The following is a 16,077-nucleotide window of genomic DNA, read 5'->3' on the forward strand; positions in this document are numbered from 1 at the left end:
GGCACGGCCGGCGCAGCGAAGCGGAGCCTGCCGTGCCCTCGCGACCGCCCGCGGCCAAGGGGGTGAGCGGCGAAGCCGCTCACCCCCGGGCCAGCGCCGGACCCGCAACGCCCGCCCCCCGCCGGGCTGAAATGCTTTGAGGGGGCCACAGCCGGACGGCTGCAGCACCCTCAAGGACAAGTCGGTCCCCTGGGCGCTAGGAGGCGCCGTAGAGTTCCCGAGCGGCCTTCAGGGCCGCTCGGCGGACCGCCGGCGGATAGCCGAGGCGCTCCGCCGCCCCTTCGACGTCAAGACCCGGCTCCGTACGCATCAGCTCGACGATGCGTGCCGCGCGCTCCTGCTGCAGGTGTCGCTGCGCAGCAGGGACGGAGATGCCCAGGACGTCGACGGTGTGGGCTGCGGTCACCGCGGGGTCCGCGTCGAGGAGTTCGGCAATGCGGCCGGGGAGCAGGTCGCGGGGCACCATGTCGCCCGATCCCTTGGGCCGACCGCGGGGCGCGCTCATGGTGCCGCGGCCGGCCGCGTAAGCGAGCACGGCGGCACGCGGCCAGTGCTCGACCCCGCCCACGACCACAACATGGTCGGCGAGAAAGGGGTCGGTCTTGTAGCTGTCCACGCTGCGCGGCTTCACATCGAGCAGGACGGCCGCCTCGCGGCGGTCGAGGAGGTCCTCCTGGTGGTCAACCGCCGGGATGGCCGGCTGCGGCCGGCCGTCGCGGTACGCCTCCACCTGCTCCAGGTCCCACAACAGCACGAGTGCGCCTTCGGAGCTGACCGGGGGCGGGAAGCCGGCAGCTGTATGCGGCTTCGTACGGTCGAAGGTGGACCACTTCAGCCCCAGGGCATCGGCAAGCTCCCGGCGCCCCACTGCGGTTCGTCCAGCACGAATCACGACTTCCGACCTCCCGGTAGGCGAGGCGCGCTGCGCACGCCAGTGCACTCGCATCCGCCAGACAGTAGTCACGCGTGCGTGAAAAAGGTACCGCATCCGAACGGCGTCAGGGTGTGCGCCGATGGATTGTCCGCGCGCTATCCTCGGGCCTGAGACGCATGCGGGTTGCTCCCGAGGTGTGTTCTTCGGTAGGCCGGCGCCCTTGCCACCCGCCCTCGGCGGAAGTGGGCGCCGGCCACATCTCTTTCCCCCCTCGCCTCCCCACTCCTCGCTTCTCCCTTCCCTCTCCTTGTCTCCCCGCCCCCCAATCTCTCCGCCTCCAACCCCGACTCGCCAACTCCCCCCAGCCCACCACCTCTCTCAACACCAAGCCTCCGAACCGCCCCCAACCCAAGCCCCAGCCCTCCTCCCCGAACCCCTTCACTCCCCGCCCAGACCTAGAGTCCGGGCAGTCACCAGCCGGAAAAGACCCGGTCAACTGGGAAAATGCAGAACCGACGACGCTGCACCTTCCCCCCATGCATCCCCCTGTCGGTTCCCCCACGCATCCCCCGCTGGCGTCCCCCCATGAATCACCCCATATTTCAGGCAGCGACCGGCAGGGGATACACCCGCCGACACGGGTTGGGGCCTGCAGGCGGGCAAGGCCGAGCACGCAGCGCAAAGCCTGAGCGCCGCGACCGAGGGGGTCGTCCAGGCGGGGGAAGCAGGTACGACCCCGCCTCGGGGCCGTCGGCTGGAAGACCGACGCGAAGTGTCTAGAGCGGCGCGCGGTCGCCGATGTCCCGCACGTACTCGCAGGCCGTCCGGTCAATGCCCTTGAACTTGACGCAGATTTTCGAGTCGGCGTCGAACTGGTCGCGTCGCCAGCTGTAGCTGAGGCTCTTGCCCACGCGGGTTGCTGTCGCCGGATTGCCGAAGGCGTAGGGCTTGCCGTTCACGTACAGGGTCACCTGCCGCGACTTGACCTTCTTCGGCGGGTTAGTCCAGATCCCGACGGGGGTGTTCCAGAAATTGTTGCCCTCGAGCCTGATGCAAATCTGCGGGCCGGAGAGATGGTGCGTGCAGGCGCTGGAGTCGGCGGCCGCCGGCCCGGCCGCCGAGAGGACGAAGGCCGCCGCGAGGGCTCCCGCCGCATTCAGGTGAACGATCTTTCGCATGGCATTCCCAACGTGTCCACGGGTCGCACCCGATACGGCTGTGGGTGGAAGTCCACCCCGACGAGCGAGCCATGGCTCTGCCCTCGCTGCCGCGCGTGAAAAGCCGGTGAGGCCGCGCACACTCACCGGTGACTTCACCCGCGGCCGGTGAGTAGGGCGATGACCTGCGGTGGGGAGGTTGTGGTGAGTCACCGGTAAGCCACCGCCGCAGGCGTTGTCCACCCGTGATGCCGGCGGGGTGGCCGTGGTGATCCAACCGGTGAGGTCGTCGCCGTTTCGTAGGGCAGAGCAATCACCCCTCCACGGAAGGCGTCGCCATGACTCCCACTCCTCCCCCGCCCCGCCGCCGCGCGGCAAGCGCCTCTGCCGCGCCGGCTGCTCAGCCGCTGCGAGCGCAGCGTCCGGAGACCGTCCCCGCCGGGCGGCCGGTCTCCCGCGGTCCGCACTGGGCGCGGATGGGTGTGTGGGCTGCGCTCGCGGCCGGTCCCCTCGCCCTGGCCGTCGCCGTCACGATCCCGAGGACCACGGTGGCCCAGGCCGCGCCCGCGCCCCGCCCCGCAGAGGCTGTCCGGCCCCCGGCCGATCCGCGTGGCACCGCCGAGTTGTTCGTCGACCTCTGGCTGCGCACGGATGCCGCCGCCCCGGACAGCGCCGCCGCTGTGGCGCTGCGGTCTCTCGCCCCCGGGGTGGAGCTGCCGAAGCGGCCCCGCACTGCCGGCGCAGCCCCTGCGCCGGCGCGAGTGGTAGCGGTCCGTATGGCCGACGGTCCCGACGCGGCGTGGACGGTGATGGTGGCGGTACTCCGCGAGCAGAACGAACCCGCCTCCTCCGCAAGCGGGCCGGACCATGCGGTGGTGCCGCTGGTGCGGTACTTCGCGGTGTCCGGCGTGCGTGACACCGGCGGCGGGCAGTTCACGGTCGTGGGGCCGCTGGCGGAAGTCGCCGCCCTCGACGCGCCCACGGCGCCCGCCAAGGAGTTCACCCGCTCCGTCCCCGCCTCTTCGCCCTTGGGCACCACGCTGGGCGAGTTCGTCCGCACATACCTGGGCGGAGGCCAGGGTGCGGGTCTGGACCGGTACTTGTCCCCGGGACTGCGGGTGGCGGCGCCGAAGTCGGCCCCATACACGCGGGTGGACGTTGAGGACGTCGCCGCGGACGCCGATGTCGCAGCCGGTCAGGCGGCGCCGGCAGACGGGGCGAAGGCGCGGGTGCGGATCCGGGTGACCGGCGAGGACGCGCAGGGTGTGCGCTGGCCGCTGCTCTACCGGGCGGAGGTCATTGCCCGGGCCGGACGGTGGGAGATCAGCGCACTGGAGGCCGGAGTGACCGGCCCGCCCGCGGGCATGGCCTCGCCCGCCCCCACGGCCACGGCACTTTCGGGGGATGCCCGATGAGCACCATCCCCTCTGTACTCCTGGCGAGTGAGCTCGATGTCCTGGGCGATTCCCTGCTCGACACCGCGGCGAAATGGGCCGACAAGGGCCTCAAGGTCGCCCTCGCCGTCCTCGTACTCGCCGGGATCGCCCGCACGTTCTCCTTCAAAGCCGCGATCGGCGCACTGCTCGCAATGATCATCGCGCTCAGCATTTACAGCGCCCGGGACTCCCTGTCGGGCAAGGTCACCGACAAGATCAACAACCCGACCACGGGGGCCGGTGCGCCCATCGTCGTCATCAGTCCCCGGCCTGGCTGGAAGGCCGGGGCCGGGCCGGTGGCAGGGAACTCGCTGTGAGCGCTGCCCAGCCGCGCGTTGCGCGGGTCTATACGAGCGCGCGCCGGCATCCGTGGGTGCTGGGCAAGCTCGGGGACTGGGTGGTGCCGTTCGGACCGTACACCCCGGCGCAACTCGTGGCGCTGGGCGGCGGCGCGTTCGCCCTGATCAAGACGTACGCCTGGTGGTCGTGGGCCGGCCCGATCCCCATCGCGTTGTGGCTCGGTGCGGTGTGGGCGGTGCGCCATAGCCAGATCGCCGGCCAGAACCCGTTCACCGCGGCCGCCGGGATGCTCGTGCTGCTGCTGCGGCACCCGGCCGGTCGGATCGCCGGCCGTGTGGCCCGGGACCGGCGCCCGTCGTTTCTGGTCGGCCGGTTCGTCGTCCAGCAGGCTCCTGTGCGCTCGGTCCTGTCCTCCGTGGGGAACGCTCCTGCGGGCGGTCGCGTGCTCGCGCCGGTGGCCGGGCGCGGTGCCGTGGCGGGGTCGGGGCTGTCACGCCTGCTGGAGCAGGCGGCTGCCCCCGAGGGGAGGGCTGCGTGATGCGGCTGCCGTTCCGGCACATCGCTGGTCATCTGCTGTGGTCGACATCGGGCACCGTGTGGGCGGTATGGCGGGTGGCGCCCCTCGCCGGGGGTTACCAGCCCGGCCGCGTCCGGGACGAACTCCTCGGGCGGATCACGTCGTTCGTGCGGTCGATGCCCGCGTTGGAGCCGCGGGTCTTCGCGCTGGCCGCGCGGACGGATCCGGGCGAGGTCGCCGAGCGGATGGTTGAGGAACTGGACTGGCAGCGGATGCCCGCGTGGGCTGAGACGTGCGCGGCCACGGTCGATCTGCTGGCCGGTGAGGAGTTGCACGAGCGGACTCTGTGGCTGACCGTGCCGCTGCCGAGCAAGGCCGGTGCGACGGCGGCTTCGCTCGGGGCCATGTACGCGGAACTCTCCGCCGTCTTGGGTGTCCCGCCGGTTGCGGTGCCCGAAGCCGATGTCCTGTCCGCGCAGAAGGACGCCGAGCGTCTGCAGGCCTCGCTGGGCGGTGGTCTGGGACTGCGGCCTGCGTCCCCGGCGGAGATCGTGTGGCTGGTCCAGCACGCATTGCACCGGGGGCTGGAGGAACCTCTCCTGTCCGACGCCGCATTCAGCCCCCTTTACGGCAGCCGGGTCCACGACGGGCAGCTCCGTTCCCCCTCCTACGCCGACGTCGGCCAGGTCTGCCTGCACGAGGGCGGCCAGCCGAGGCCGGAGGCGCAGACCGTGAAGGCGCGTTGGGCGGGGCCAGGCGGGTGGTGGAAGTCGGCGGCGACGGCGTCGCCGGTCGGCCGCAAGTGGCTCCAGGTCGAGACGGACGCCGGGACCGGCTACCAGGCGCATCTGGTCCTCGCCGAGCTGCCGCCGGCGGTGTCGGTGGCGAGCGCGGACGTTCTGGCCCAGCTGGAGGGTATGCCGTTCCCCGTCGATGTCGCCGTGGATCTGCGGGTGGTGCCTGCGAAGAAGGCGCGGGCACAGGTCCAGCGCAAGAAGCGCGAGCTCCTGGACCAGGCGGGCCAGTACGGGGCCCAGCCGACCGGGATGCCGCACTCGCTCCCCGAAGCCGCCGGAGATCTGGCGGAGCAGGACGCCCGGATGGCGCGGACATCGGTGGAGGTCGAGGTCCAGTCGGTAGTCGTGCTGACCGTGTGGGCGCCGGATCCCGTCACCTGTGACGCCCGCGCGCGGGAACTGGCTGCGGCCTTGTCGGGGGCCGACTACCGGGCGGTGCGTCCGGTGGGGATGCAGGAGGAACTCCTTGCGCTGTCGCTTCCCGGATCGGTGCGGTCCCCAAAGCTCACGCAGTTCACACAGCACCAGCTGGCGGAGGACTGGGCCGCCGGCGGTGCGATGACCCTGTCCCGAGTGGGGGACCCGGCGGGGATGATGATCGGCCACGACCTCGACAGCGGCACCATCCGCCCCGTCCTGTTGAACCCGGCCGACGCGCCGCAGGTCAACGCCTCCGCATCGAGCGCGGTGATCGGAGACTTGGGCGGCGGCAAAAGTGTGCTGGAGAAGCTGGTCACCGCCGCGGTCGTGGACCGGGGCGGGCGGGCCATCGTCATCGACCGGACCCCGATCCGGGAATGGGCCACGTTCGCCCGATCGGCGGCCGGCGAGCGGTGCCAGATCATCGACGCCGCCCAGGCCCGGATCTCCCTCGACCCTTTGAGGGTTTTCGGCGGACCCGTCGGCGCCCACTACGCGCTGTCATACCTGACCCTGCAACTGGGGGTGGGGGCGATGTCCGCTGCCGGCGCCGTCCTGCACCACGCGGTCGAGGAAGTGGCGAGCGGGCCCGAGCCGTCCCTGAGCAAAGTCCTGGACATCCTGACCACGCTGTCGGCGACCGGCAGCGGCACCAGCCGGGCGGACGCAGCGGCGACCATGGCCGACCTGCTGCGGATCGTGCGCACCAACCCGCTCGCCGCGATGGTCTTCGACCCCGACCTGCCTGCAGTCACCCTGAGCGGGGACCTGGGTGCCGACATGGTCGTGATCACTACTGCCGGGTTGACGCTCCCTCCGCGGGAGGCCTTCGCCGATGTCGAGGTACTGCGCCAGCAGCCGCTGGAGGCCCTGATCGGGCGGGCGGTGTTGTATCTGGTCGCGGCGATCGCCCGGCAGGCGGCCTTTAGTGAGCCGGAGCGGTTCTGTCTGGTCGAGATGGACGAGTGCTACTGGCTCACCTCCTCCGCGGAGGGAGCCGCGCTGGTCCACGAGATTCTCCATGACGGCCGCAAGCACGGCGCCGGGGTGTTCCTCGGCGCCCACGACGAGGCGGAACTGGGCAAGGACGCCGGACTGATCGCCTACCGGTTCCTGGCCCGCACCACCGACCGCGCCCGCGCAGTCCGCGGCCTGAAGTTCCTGGGCCTGGACAGCGACGACGAGGACCTGCTGCAACTGGTGACCACCGGTCTATCGCCGGTCGGCCAGGCCGGCCGGGAGGGCGAGATGCTGCTGCGCGACCCGCGCATGCAGGTCGGCCGGATCAAGGTCGTCGTCCCGCCCGTTCCCCGCCTTCAGGAATCGATCTTCACCACACCCGGCCGCGCCCCTAGGGCAGCGGCCCACGGGGGGACCTCTCGATGAACCGTCAACTGCGGCTGCTTCTCGGCGCCGACGTCTGCCTGCTCCTCCTCACCTGCACCGTCGCCGCCTGGGCCGGCCCCCAGGCCGGCAAGGCCTCGGCACCCGACGTTGCGGCAGCGGACGCCGGTCCGTGTGACCGGGTCATCGGCCCTGCCCACGACTACTGCACCCGCACCCCTGCCACCACAACCGCGACCCGGTCCGCCGACGCCGTGACAGCCGGCCCCACCGCGGCCGCGACGGCGACGCTGATCCCGGCCGCTCTGCGCGGCCGGGCCGGGCTGTTGGTGTTCGCCACCGTCGCGATCGCCGGGGCCATCGGACTTGTCCTGACCGTCGAACGGCGGACACGGTGAGGCGGATCCGGGTGGACCACGGCACCTGGCGCGCGGCCGGGTTCGTCGTTCTGCTCACCGTCGTGTTCCTGGTGACGAACTCGTCAGTGGCCGCCGCGGCCGACGGGAACACGGCCGCCGGTGGAGGGCTGCTGGGAATCCTCGACATCTCCACGCGGGAGGGCGTGCCGCTCAGCGGCTACCAACTGGAGGCCACCGTCGCCGCGCCCTCCGTCGGGCAGCAGGTGCAAGACGTCGTCACCGGCGGCGGCATGTCGTTCGACGTCATCGGGGAAACCCAGCGGCTTCTCCTCGATGGCCTCTTCACCCTGGTACGCCTGTTGGTCGGTCTGTGCTGCTGGCTGCTCCGCTTCGTTTTCGACTTCCCTCTGCTCACACTGCTCACCGATCCCGCGCAGAATCTCGCCGACGCCTACCAGCGGCACGTCGTCGGCGCGCTCGGTCTCGAAGGCCTGCTGCTGGCTTGGGCTTTCGTCTTCGGACTGGTCCTCTTCGTCCGCGGCAAGGTCGGAAAAGGCCTGGGGGAAATCGCGATGACCCTGGTCATCGCCGCCCTGGCCGCCAGTGCCTTCATTCGCCCCGACTACCTGCTGGGCAAGGACGGTCCGCTCCAGCAGACCCACCAGGCCGCCATCGAGGTCGCGTCCATCACCACGTCTTCCTACTTCGACACCCCGGGCCGCGGCGGCCGCCCGTGCGACACCGCGGTCGGCCCGGCCCACGAGGCCTGCGTGAACGAACAGGCCGACGCCAAGACCGTCACCACCCCGATCCAAAACGCGCTGACCGACGCGCTGATCGTCAAGCCCTACATGCTCATCCAGTACGGGCGGGTCCTGGACCCGAAGACTCCCGGCGACGCCGCTGCGTACAAAGCGCATCTCATGTGGGTCAAGAGCAACGCGCCTGCGCCGGACAAAGAGAATTCCTGCGCAGGGCTCGACGGTCCTTCCAGGAAGTACTGCGAGAGCGCAACAGGCCAGGGGGACCACTGCGGGATGCTCGACCCGCAGAGCGAGGAGCGTTGCCGCGCGGCAAGAGCGGACCAGGTCGGATTCCCCAGGCTGATCAAGGACCTGAAAGGCGCCGGGCCCGTGGGCAAGGCGGCAGCCGCATACGCACAGGAGCCGACGTGGGATCGGGTGTGGGCGGTCCTGGCGTTGCTGGTCGCCGTCATCGTGGTGGCCTTCATGATCGTTTCGATGGCGGTGGTGATGCTCGGCGCCCAGGGCGCGGACGCGGCCACCGCCGCCACCGGGCCGATCGTCTGGGTGTGGGCGATGCTGCCCGGCCCGTCCCGGATGCTGCTGTGGCGATGGCTGGGCGTGTTCGTCGTTTCCGCCCTGGTCGCGTTCGTGGCCGCGATGGCGCTGCCCCTGTTCGGGATCGCCGTGGATGCGCTGCTCGCCGACACCGGGCCCGACCAGATGGTGGAACGACTCCTCCTGGTGGACGCACTCGCCGTTGCGTTCCTGATCATGCACCGCCGGGCTCTGGCCGCCACGGCCGGCTTCGGGCAGCGCATGGCCACCCGCATGCGCTTCGCGAAGATCGGCGGCAGCCACCTACGCGGCGACAACTCCGAGTTCGGGGCCTCGCTGGCCATGCACGGGCCCGCCGCGCAGGCCGGCATGGGCCTGGGCGGCGCATCCTCCGCCGTGCACGGGGCGTTCGGGGCGCGCCTGCGGTCCCTCGGCAGCGTGGCCGCCCTGAGCGACGGCACGGGCATGCCGTTCTCCCCGGGCCGGCTCCTCGGTGACGCGATGGCCGAAGGCAGGCGCGGTTTCGCACCGCTCGCCATTGCCCTGCGCGGCGCCCACGCCGCGCTCATCGGCCCCAAGCCCGGACAGCAACCCGCAGCCGCCCAGCTCCAGGCCCACGCCGGCAACCGCGGCCAGGGTCCGACCGGTGGCGAGCCGGTGGTGGACAGGGAGACCGGCGAGGTTCTGCACGATCCGAACACCGACCGGCCCCTGCTGGGATCACGCATCCACGCCCGCGCCTCGCGGCTGCGTGGCTACCGCATCGCGTCCCGCACCGCACGCCTCGCCTACGGTGCGACCGCGGGCCTGCCCCGCAACCTGGGCCGCGCCCGCAGCACGGCCTCGCAGTTCACCGACGACGCCCGCACCCAGCTGCGCGTCGCGGCCCTCCAGGTCCGCGAGGACGGCGGCCGATGGGCCGACGGCGGCCGCGCCGTACGCGACCGGGTCGACCACGCGGGGCAGGCCGTCGCTACCGCCTGGCAGGTCCACAACCCCATGGGATCCCTAGGCGACACCGCCATGGCCGCCGCCTTCTCAACCGCCCCCCTGGCCTCCCGCGAACGTGACACCGCGCCCCGTACCCGCATCTCCGCCCCGCGCGCCGAAGCCGGCCGTAAGCCCAACACCAGCCGGATGTCCGAACGTCCCCGCCGAACCGCACCGCAGCGGGACGAGAACACAGCGTCGGGCAGGACCGCGGCTTCCGGTGGGCGTATGACAGCGGGCGGCGGTACGGCGCAGGCCTCCCGGCGGCAGCCCGAGCCCTGGCCACAGCCCCGGCCTCGCCCGCAGGCACAACCGCAGCCGCAGGGTCCTTCGCGGAGTGGAGCCCGGGGCGAGGACGAGGCGCGGGCGGCGGAGGAGGCGAACGCCGAGCGTCTACGGCGGATGTTCGAACGGCGCGTGGACGAGGCCGAGCGCCGGCGGCGCGAGGGCGGTGAAGCGTGAAGCAATGGAAGAAGCTGGGCTGCCTCGGAGTCCTCCTCATGTTGGCGGCGGCCTGTTGTACCGGGCCTGTGCTGTGGTCGGCGGCAGCTCGGAGCCGGGCCGGCAGCCCGGGGGGCGGCGTGGATGCGGCGGCAGCCGGGATCCCCGCGCGGATGTTCGCCGCCTACCTCACCGGCGCCTCGCAGATCGGCGCGCACGTCCCGGCCTGCCAGGGGATGCGCTGGCAGATCCTTGCGGGGATCGCCCGAGTGGAGTCCGACCACGCCGCGGGCCGCACGGTCTCGGCGGGCGGCGACATCACCCCACCGATCACCGGCCCTCGCCTGGACGGCTCTGGTGCCGGCGGGAACACGACCTCGATCCGGGACACCGACGGCGGCCGCTGGGACGGCGACGCCGAGTTCGAGCGTGCCGTCGGACCGTTCCAGTTCCTCCCCGAGACGTTCCGTGCGTACGGCAAGGACGGCAACGGCGACGGGCAGGTATCTCCGCACAACGCGGACGATGCCGCCGCATCGGCCGCCGTCTACTTGTGCGGGAACGGCCGCGACCTGACCGACCTCGAGCAGCTGCGCACCGCGATCCACACCTACAACGCGTCCTGGGCGTACGTGGACGATGTCCTTTCGGGCATCGCCCGTTATGACTCCCTCGGCGTCGCAGCGAGTGTCCCTTCGGGGAGTGCGGGCACTGTCGTCCAAGCAGCGTTGGCGCAGCAGGGTCTCCCCTACTCGTGGGGCGGCGGCAACGCCGACGGCCCCTCTACCGGCATCTGTTGCTCCCCCGGCGGGCAGGACGGCCGCACCGTGACCGGGTTCGACTGCTCGGGCCTGACCCTCTACGCCTACGCCAAGGCCGGTATCCGCCTGCCCCGCACCGCCGCCGCCCAGGCCGGTATGGGCCGCCGGATCCCCGCCTCCGCCGGCTACGGCGCGCTCGCCCCCGGCGACCTCGTCTTTTTCGGCTACAGCCCCACGTCCGACGCCAGCATCCACCACGTCGGGATCTACCTCGGCGACGGAAAGATGATCAACGCTCCCCGGCCGGGCAAGTCGGTGCGCCTCGACCCGGTCACCGCCCTGCCCGACTACGCGGGAGGGGCACGCCTCCTATGAGCACCACACACTGTAGGTTCCGGTCTCGGATGACGCCGTCCGAGCGTTCTGTCATCGACTTGTCGGGCGGTGGAAGAAGCGGCAGGCCACGCGTCCAGGCAATCTGTCGTGCGGCAGCCCGCCCGTTCATCCATGCGGGGGATGCCGCCAGCGAGTACGTCTATCCGGGAGGCACGTGGGTACGTCACCCAGTTGTCAGCCGGCGTCAGGAGGCAACCCGTGAAGCGTGGCAGTTCCGTGGAGCACGTTCTGTTGCTCAGCATCATCGGGGCGGGGATCCTCATCCTGGCCCAGGGCGACTTCAGGGACCAAGCGCTCTGGTGGGTGGTTGCGGTGATGACGGCGGTAGCCGGTACCTACTGGTTGAGCCTCGTCGTACGCCCCGCCTGGCTAGTGATGCGTATGTGGGGCCTGCGGCGCCGCTGACGGTCGGCTGGCCGCAGCTGTCCCATCCGTCCAACTTCTTTGTCATCCCGCCCGAGGGGTACGAGAAGTCAGCTGGCCGAATCCGGCGACATGTCTTCTGGACAGTCACTAGATACGCAGGTCATGGCGGCGACAGATGACGAGTCGTCCCGGAACCTACACACACAACGGGTGGCGGCTGATCGCCGCCTCCGCCGTGCTGGGCTGCGCCGGAGCCCTCCTGCTGTATGCGGGGCTGCGCCCGCACGCCGAGCCCGGCGCCGGGACACCCCCGCGGCAGACTTCGGCGGCCGTACGGACCGTCACCCCGCTCGCGTCCGTGACGGAGCAGGCGGCAGGCGGAGTTGGGGCGGCCGACGCCACCGGGCCTGCTCCGAGTCCGGCGGGCCGGACGAGCAGGCCCCATGAGGTCGACGGGGCGGGCGCTGCCGGTCTCAGCCTCAGCCCGGCCACAGCCGCGGCCTTGGCGACGTCGCCGACGCCGACGCCGTCCGGACCTGGTGAGCTTCCGCCCCCTGGATCCGGCGAGGCCGCGGACCCTCTCATCCAACAGGTCATAGACACGGCCGCACCCCGCGACCTACCGACAGCCGACGAGACCCTCCTCCTGTACGAGGGACGTGTCGCGTGGCTGGCCGAGACGGACCGATACACGCAGGTGCGGATCCAGGCCGCAACCGCCCGCCGCGGCCCAGCCGGCGGGGCCGTCGTGCGGCTGGTGTGGGCCGGCGCCGACCCTGCCGGCACCTTCCTGGACGGCCGCCCGGCCGCCGTCCACTTCACCCAGAACGGAGACGGAACATGGACCCGAACCTCATGACGTCCGCGGCCGATGGTTTCGACTTGGCCGGCGGCGTCCTCGCCGCCCTGTGGGCGGCCGGGGCGTGGACGTACGACCACCTCTGGTGGCTGGCACTCGTGGCAGGCCTGCTGCTGGCCGGGTGGGAAGCGGTCCAGCAGCGGCTGGCGGCCAAGGCCCTGTCCGAGCGCACGCATGTGGAGCTTGTGCCATCCGGGCAGTTCTCGCCTGGAGAGGAGGAGATCTGGCGGCAGGGAATTCAGCTGATCCGCGCCGCCGGGTCGGGACCGTGGTGGACTCCGCGCCGCGCCCGGACGCTGCGGCTGCGCCTGCGGGCCGACGGCAGCCGGCCCCTCACCTACCGGATCGAGGCACCCGCCGCCGCCCGCGCCCTGCTGTCCCGGTCCCCGTTCGGTCCGCGCGTCACCATCACCCCAGCCGCCCCCATCGCGGACAAGGTCCGTACTCACACGGTGCGTACGGTCCTGACCCTGCACGGGAAGCCCGGATCCGGGCTGCGGGAAGTACCGCTGGAACCCGACCCGTTGCAGCCGCTCGTCGATGCGGTCGCAGGCCTGCGGGCCGAACTCGGCGACCTCGCCGAAGTGTGCGTCGATCTCTCCCCCGCTCCCCGCTGGCACCTGGCCCTGCGCCGACAGCAGGTCGTACGGCAGGCCCGCGTCAGAGCCCGGCGTGAAGCCGCCCGCGAGGCACGGGCGCTGAACACGGAGTCCGCCGGCAGCCTGGGCCGGGTGCTGGACCCCACCCAGTGGCAGGGCAACGGCCGCGGCCCGATGCTGGTGCCGCGCGCCCAGCACATCGACCGGGACCGCGTCCTGGGCAACCTCGCCGAGAACGCCGGGCTGATGCGGGTGCAGGTCCTGGTGCGGTGCGCCTCCGACGCCGAAGGCCGCGCCGAGCAGCTCCTGGCGCTCGTCAACGCCTCCATGGATGTCTACGCCGGCGCCTCCCGCCTCCACTCCCAGGGCTGGTCTTTGGGCCCGGTGCGGATCGGGCCGGACTCATGGCCGTGGCGCCGTCGCTTCGACAGGCAGTGGACACACGCGCTGATGCGTCCCGCGCGCAGCGGGTGGGCGCGAATCGAGGAGCTGGCCGGGCTGATGAAGCCGCCCACGGCCGCGGCACGCATCCCGGTGTCGGAAACGCAGATGCCGACGTACGAGCGAGGCAAGGACCTGCTGCCGCAGGGCTGGTACCGGGGAGGCGACGGCCGCGAGCGGCTGCTTGCCACCCACGAGGACGACACCCTCTTCGAGGTCCAGTCCGGGAAGGCCGGCTGGGGCAAGACCATGCGCGCCCAGGTCCATGCCGTCGCCAGCGCCCACAACGGGCGCGGGCTCGCCTTCGTGGACCCGCACGGCGACTCCTTCGCCGAGGTCGCCCGCTACCTCGCCCACGACGACATCATGGACCGCATCGCCCTGTTCGACCTGACCGTGTCGGGCGACAACGAGCTGCTGGGCTGCTGGAACCTGCTCGACATGGCCGGCGGACAGCGCCCGTACGATGTGGCGGCCGCCGTTGTGGACGCGTTCGCGACTTCTCTGGGCTGGGACGACCTGGCCGCGCCACGCGCACTGACAATCCTGACCAAGGCCGTCGAAGCCCTGGTCGCCGTAAACGGCCACGCCGTGGCCGCCGGCAAACAGGACCAGCAGGCCACGATCTTCCAGATCCGGCCGCTGCTGACCGTCCCATCCTTCCGTCATCTCGTACTCAGGGCCTTGGACGACGAGGCGCGTCGCTGGTGGACCACGAGTTTCCCCGACCTGCCCAAGGACGGTCTGCTGACCGTCCTGAACCCGCTGGAGCGCCTCGGGGCGAACCCGGTCACGAGAGCGTTCCTGGGGTGCCCGCTCAGCGGGTACGACATCCGCCGGGCCATGGACGAGTCGCACGTCGTTTGGATCTGCCCGCCCGGCACCGGCCCCACCGACCGGATGCTGGTCACCCTGATCGTGCGGGACTTCCTGCGCGCGGGCCTCTCACGCCGCGACCTCCCCGAGGGCAAGCGCGCCCCGTTCCGCTTCTACCTGGACGAACTGATCTCCCTCGATGCCGGAGCATCCACCGTGATCGCGGAGATCACCGAGCAGCTGCGCAAGTTCGGCTGCCGCCTGCACGGCATGACCCAACTCCTCCACCGCCTGAACCCCGCCACCCGCGCCGCCCTCCTGCAGAACGCCTCCTGCCTGTCCACCACCGCCGGCTCCACCGAGGCAATCGCGCAGATCACCGGCCAGTGGCCCGGCGCCACCGTCACCAACGGCGACATCTCCGCCCTCGACCGGTGGCAGCACTACGCCTCCTTCACCATCTCCGGCACCCGCATCGGCCCCCTGCGTATCCGCGGCCCCGAACTGAACGAGGTCTTCCGCACGCTCGCCCGCCCGGACCGGACCGATGCCCTGCAGCGAGCCGCACTGCGCAACGCCGGCGCCCGGCCGCTGTCCGAACTCACCGCCCTCGCGCTTGCCCAGGAGCAGACGGTCAGCAGCTTCCTCATCGCCCTGACGCCCCCCGCCACGACCCAAACGCACACCGAGGAGCAGTTCGCATGACCACCTCCGCCGTGATCCAGCCCTGCAGCAGCGACACCTACGCACACCAGGCCCTCGCCCTGATCGCCCAGCACCGCCTGCTGGCCACCACCCAGCTCCACCAGTTGCTCATGCCCCACACCCCGCCCGGCAAGGTGCACAAGGTTCTCGGCCCACTGCGCGCCGCGGGGCTCATCGCGCACACCGTCCTCGGCGGCCGCAGCGGCCTGCACGCTCACTTCCTGACCCCCGCAGGCATTCAGACCGTCAGCGACTGGCCCGAACTCCGCGGCCGCAACGCCGACCTGATCACCTCACCCACCGCGGCCGCGCTGCGTGCCGCGCACGCCCTCACCGGCGTCCGCGCCCACCTCGCGTTCCTGGCCGACGCCCGGACCCGCAACGACGAGTACCAGCCCCTGGACTGGACGCCCGAAGTCACCCACCGCCTCCCCGACACCGGCGGTGAGGACCGCCTCGTCGCCGACGCCGTCTTCCACTACACCTCCGTCCACCCCCGCCGCCTCCACTACCGAGCCTTCGTGGAAATCGACCGGACGACCATGAGCAGCGAACGCCTGGCCCGCAAGCTGATCACCTACGCACGCCTCTACGACTACACGCCCCAGCAGGCCGGACGACGCCAGACCGTCGCGGACCAAGCCGCCACCTTCGCCTGGCAGCGCTTCTACCCGCGCTTCCCCCGTGTCCTGTTCATCCTCACCGGCTCCTCCCGCATCCGCCTCACCAACCGCATCGCCGACCTGCGCCGCATGACCTCCGACCATGAACTCGTCACCCGCTTCGCCGCCCGCGTCCCCCTCGGCGCCGCCGTCCTCGAAGATCTCGAACAAGACGGGCCAAGCGCCGCGGTCTGGACACCGCTCGCCGGTACGGCCGAACCCCGCGGCTGGATGCAGCTGTGACCCGCCGCCCACACCGCCCCGAACGGCTGTCCGCCGATGAGGCCACCGACTGGCAGGAGTGCCAAAACGATCACGAGAACCTCATGGCCCAGCTCGCCGACCGCGAGGCCTTGATCGAAAACGGGCTGATCGACTCCTACGAGGAGTACGCGTTCGCCTGGGACCGCCCGTCCCGGAAAGCGCCGCGGCAGAACGGGCCACAGCCGGCGGACCGGTCACCCGGTCGCAGGGATACGTCCGCCGACAAAGCACCGTTCTGACGAGCGAGATCGACCCCACTAAATCTTGCTGAT

Annotated in this window: 14 protein-coding genes; 12 read left to right on the plus strand and 2 right to left on the minus strand. The window is 71.5% G+C overall.

Translation table 11 applies throughout. The annotated features are described in order from the left end of the window. Nucleotides 1-196: 196 nt before the first annotated feature. Both ACFWBN_RS31525 and ACFWBN_RS31530 read right to left on the minus strand, forming a co-directional pair. Nucleotides 197-868 carry a hypothetical protein gene (locus tag ACFWBN_RS31525; protein ID WP_385182413.1) on the minus strand — a complete coding sequence of 224 codons (672 nt, stop codon included), beginning with the start codon at nucleotides 866-868 and terminating at the stop codon, nucleotides 197-199. A gap of 782 nt (nucleotides 869-1,650) precedes the next feature. Continuing rightward, nucleotides 1,651-2,052: a hypothetical protein gene (locus tag ACFWBN_RS31530; RefSeq protein WP_385182416.1), complete on the minus strand. Its 402-nt coding sequence runs from the start codon at nucleotides 2,050-2,052 to the stop codon at nucleotides 1,651-1,653. Between the two features lie 317 nt (nucleotides 2,053-2,369). On the opposite strand from ACFWBN_RS31530, the gene ACFWBN_RS31535 reads away from it, so the two are divergent. From ACFWBN_RS31535 to ACFWBN_RS31590, 12 genes are all read left to right on the plus strand, one after another. Beyond that, the gene (locus ACFWBN_RS31535) at nucleotides 2,370-3,446 is read left to right on the plus strand and encodes a conjugal transfer protein (RefSeq protein WP_385182419.1); all 1,077 of its coding nucleotides are present in this window, start codon (nucleotides 2,370-2,372) and stop codon (nucleotides 3,444-3,446) included. Continuing rightward, on the plus strand, nucleotides 3,443-3,784 hold the full coding sequence (locus ACFWBN_RS31540; RefSeq protein ID WP_385182421.1) for a hypothetical protein: 342 nt from the start codon (nucleotides 3,443-3,445) through the stop codon (nucleotides 3,782-3,784). The genes ACFWBN_RS31535 and ACFWBN_RS31540 overlap by 4 nt, the downstream gene beginning before the upstream one ends. Further along, the gene (locus tag ACFWBN_RS31545; protein ID WP_385182424.1) at nucleotides 3,781-4,305 is read left to right on the plus strand and encodes a hypothetical protein; all 525 of its coding nucleotides are present in this window, start codon (nucleotides 3,781-3,783) and stop codon (nucleotides 4,303-4,305) included. The genes ACFWBN_RS31540 and ACFWBN_RS31545 overlap by 4 nt, the downstream gene beginning before the upstream one ends. Continuing rightward, a complete protein-coding gene (locus ACFWBN_RS31550; RefSeq protein WP_385182426.1) occupies nucleotides 4,305-6,887 on the plus strand; it encodes an ATP-binding protein in 2,583 nt (860 codons plus the stop codon). Before ACFWBN_RS31545 ends, ACFWBN_RS31550 begins: the two co-directional genes overlap by 1 nt. Then, nucleotides 6,884-7,243, plus strand: coding sequence for a hypothetical protein (locus ACFWBN_RS31555; protein ID WP_385182428.1), 360 nt, complete (start codon nucleotides 6,884-6,886; stop codon nucleotides 7,241-7,243). Before ACFWBN_RS31550 ends, ACFWBN_RS31555 begins: the two co-directional genes overlap by 4 nt. Before the next feature lie 11 nt (nucleotides 7,244-7,254). Beyond that, nucleotides 7,255-9,957 (plus strand): hypothetical protein, encoded by a 2,703-nt coding sequence (locus ACFWBN_RS31560; protein WP_385182430.1) that lies wholly within the window; start codon nucleotides 7,255-7,257, stop codon nucleotides 9,955-9,957. 119 nt (nucleotides 9,958-10,076) lie between these two features. Next, nucleotides 10,077-11,072: an NlpC/P60 family protein gene (locus ACFWBN_RS31565; protein ID WP_385182433.1), complete on the plus strand. Its 996-nt coding sequence runs from the start codon at nucleotides 10,077-10,079 to the stop codon at nucleotides 11,070-11,072. A gap of 219 nt (nucleotides 11,073-11,291) precedes the next feature. Continuing rightward, on the plus strand, nucleotides 11,292-11,498 hold the full coding sequence (locus ACFWBN_RS31570; RefSeq protein WP_385182435.1) for a hypothetical protein: 207 nt from the start codon (nucleotides 11,292-11,294) through the stop codon (nucleotides 11,496-11,498). 136 nt (nucleotides 11,499-11,634) lie between these two features. Further along, a complete protein-coding gene (locus ACFWBN_RS31575; protein ID WP_385182438.1) occupies nucleotides 11,635-12,318 on the plus strand; it encodes a hypothetical protein in 684 nt (227 codons plus the stop codon). Continuing rightward, entirely contained in the window at nucleotides 12,300-14,879 is a 2,580-nt protein-coding gene (locus tag ACFWBN_RS31580) for an ATP/GTP-binding protein (protein ID WP_385182441.1), read from the plus strand. The genes ACFWBN_RS31575 and ACFWBN_RS31580 overlap by 19 nt, the downstream gene beginning before the upstream one ends. After that, a complete protein-coding gene (locus tag ACFWBN_RS31585; RefSeq protein ID WP_385182444.1) occupies nucleotides 14,876-15,784 on the plus strand; it encodes a replication-relaxation family protein in 909 nt (302 codons plus the stop codon). Before ACFWBN_RS31580 ends, ACFWBN_RS31585 begins: the two co-directional genes overlap by 4 nt. After that, complete coding sequence (locus ACFWBN_RS31590) at nucleotides 15,781-16,044, plus strand: hypothetical protein (RefSeq protein ID WP_385182446.1); 264 nt, start codon at nucleotides 15,781-15,783, stop codon at nucleotides 16,042-16,044. The genes ACFWBN_RS31585 and ACFWBN_RS31590 overlap by 4 nt, the downstream gene beginning before the upstream one ends. Nucleotides 16,045-16,077: the final 33 nt, after the last annotated feature.

Origin of the sequence: Streptomyces sp. NPDC059989 (genome assembly GCF_042736975.1) — a bacterium.
GTDB lineage: Bacteria > Actinomycetota > Actinomycetes > Streptomycetales > Streptomycetaceae > Streptomyces.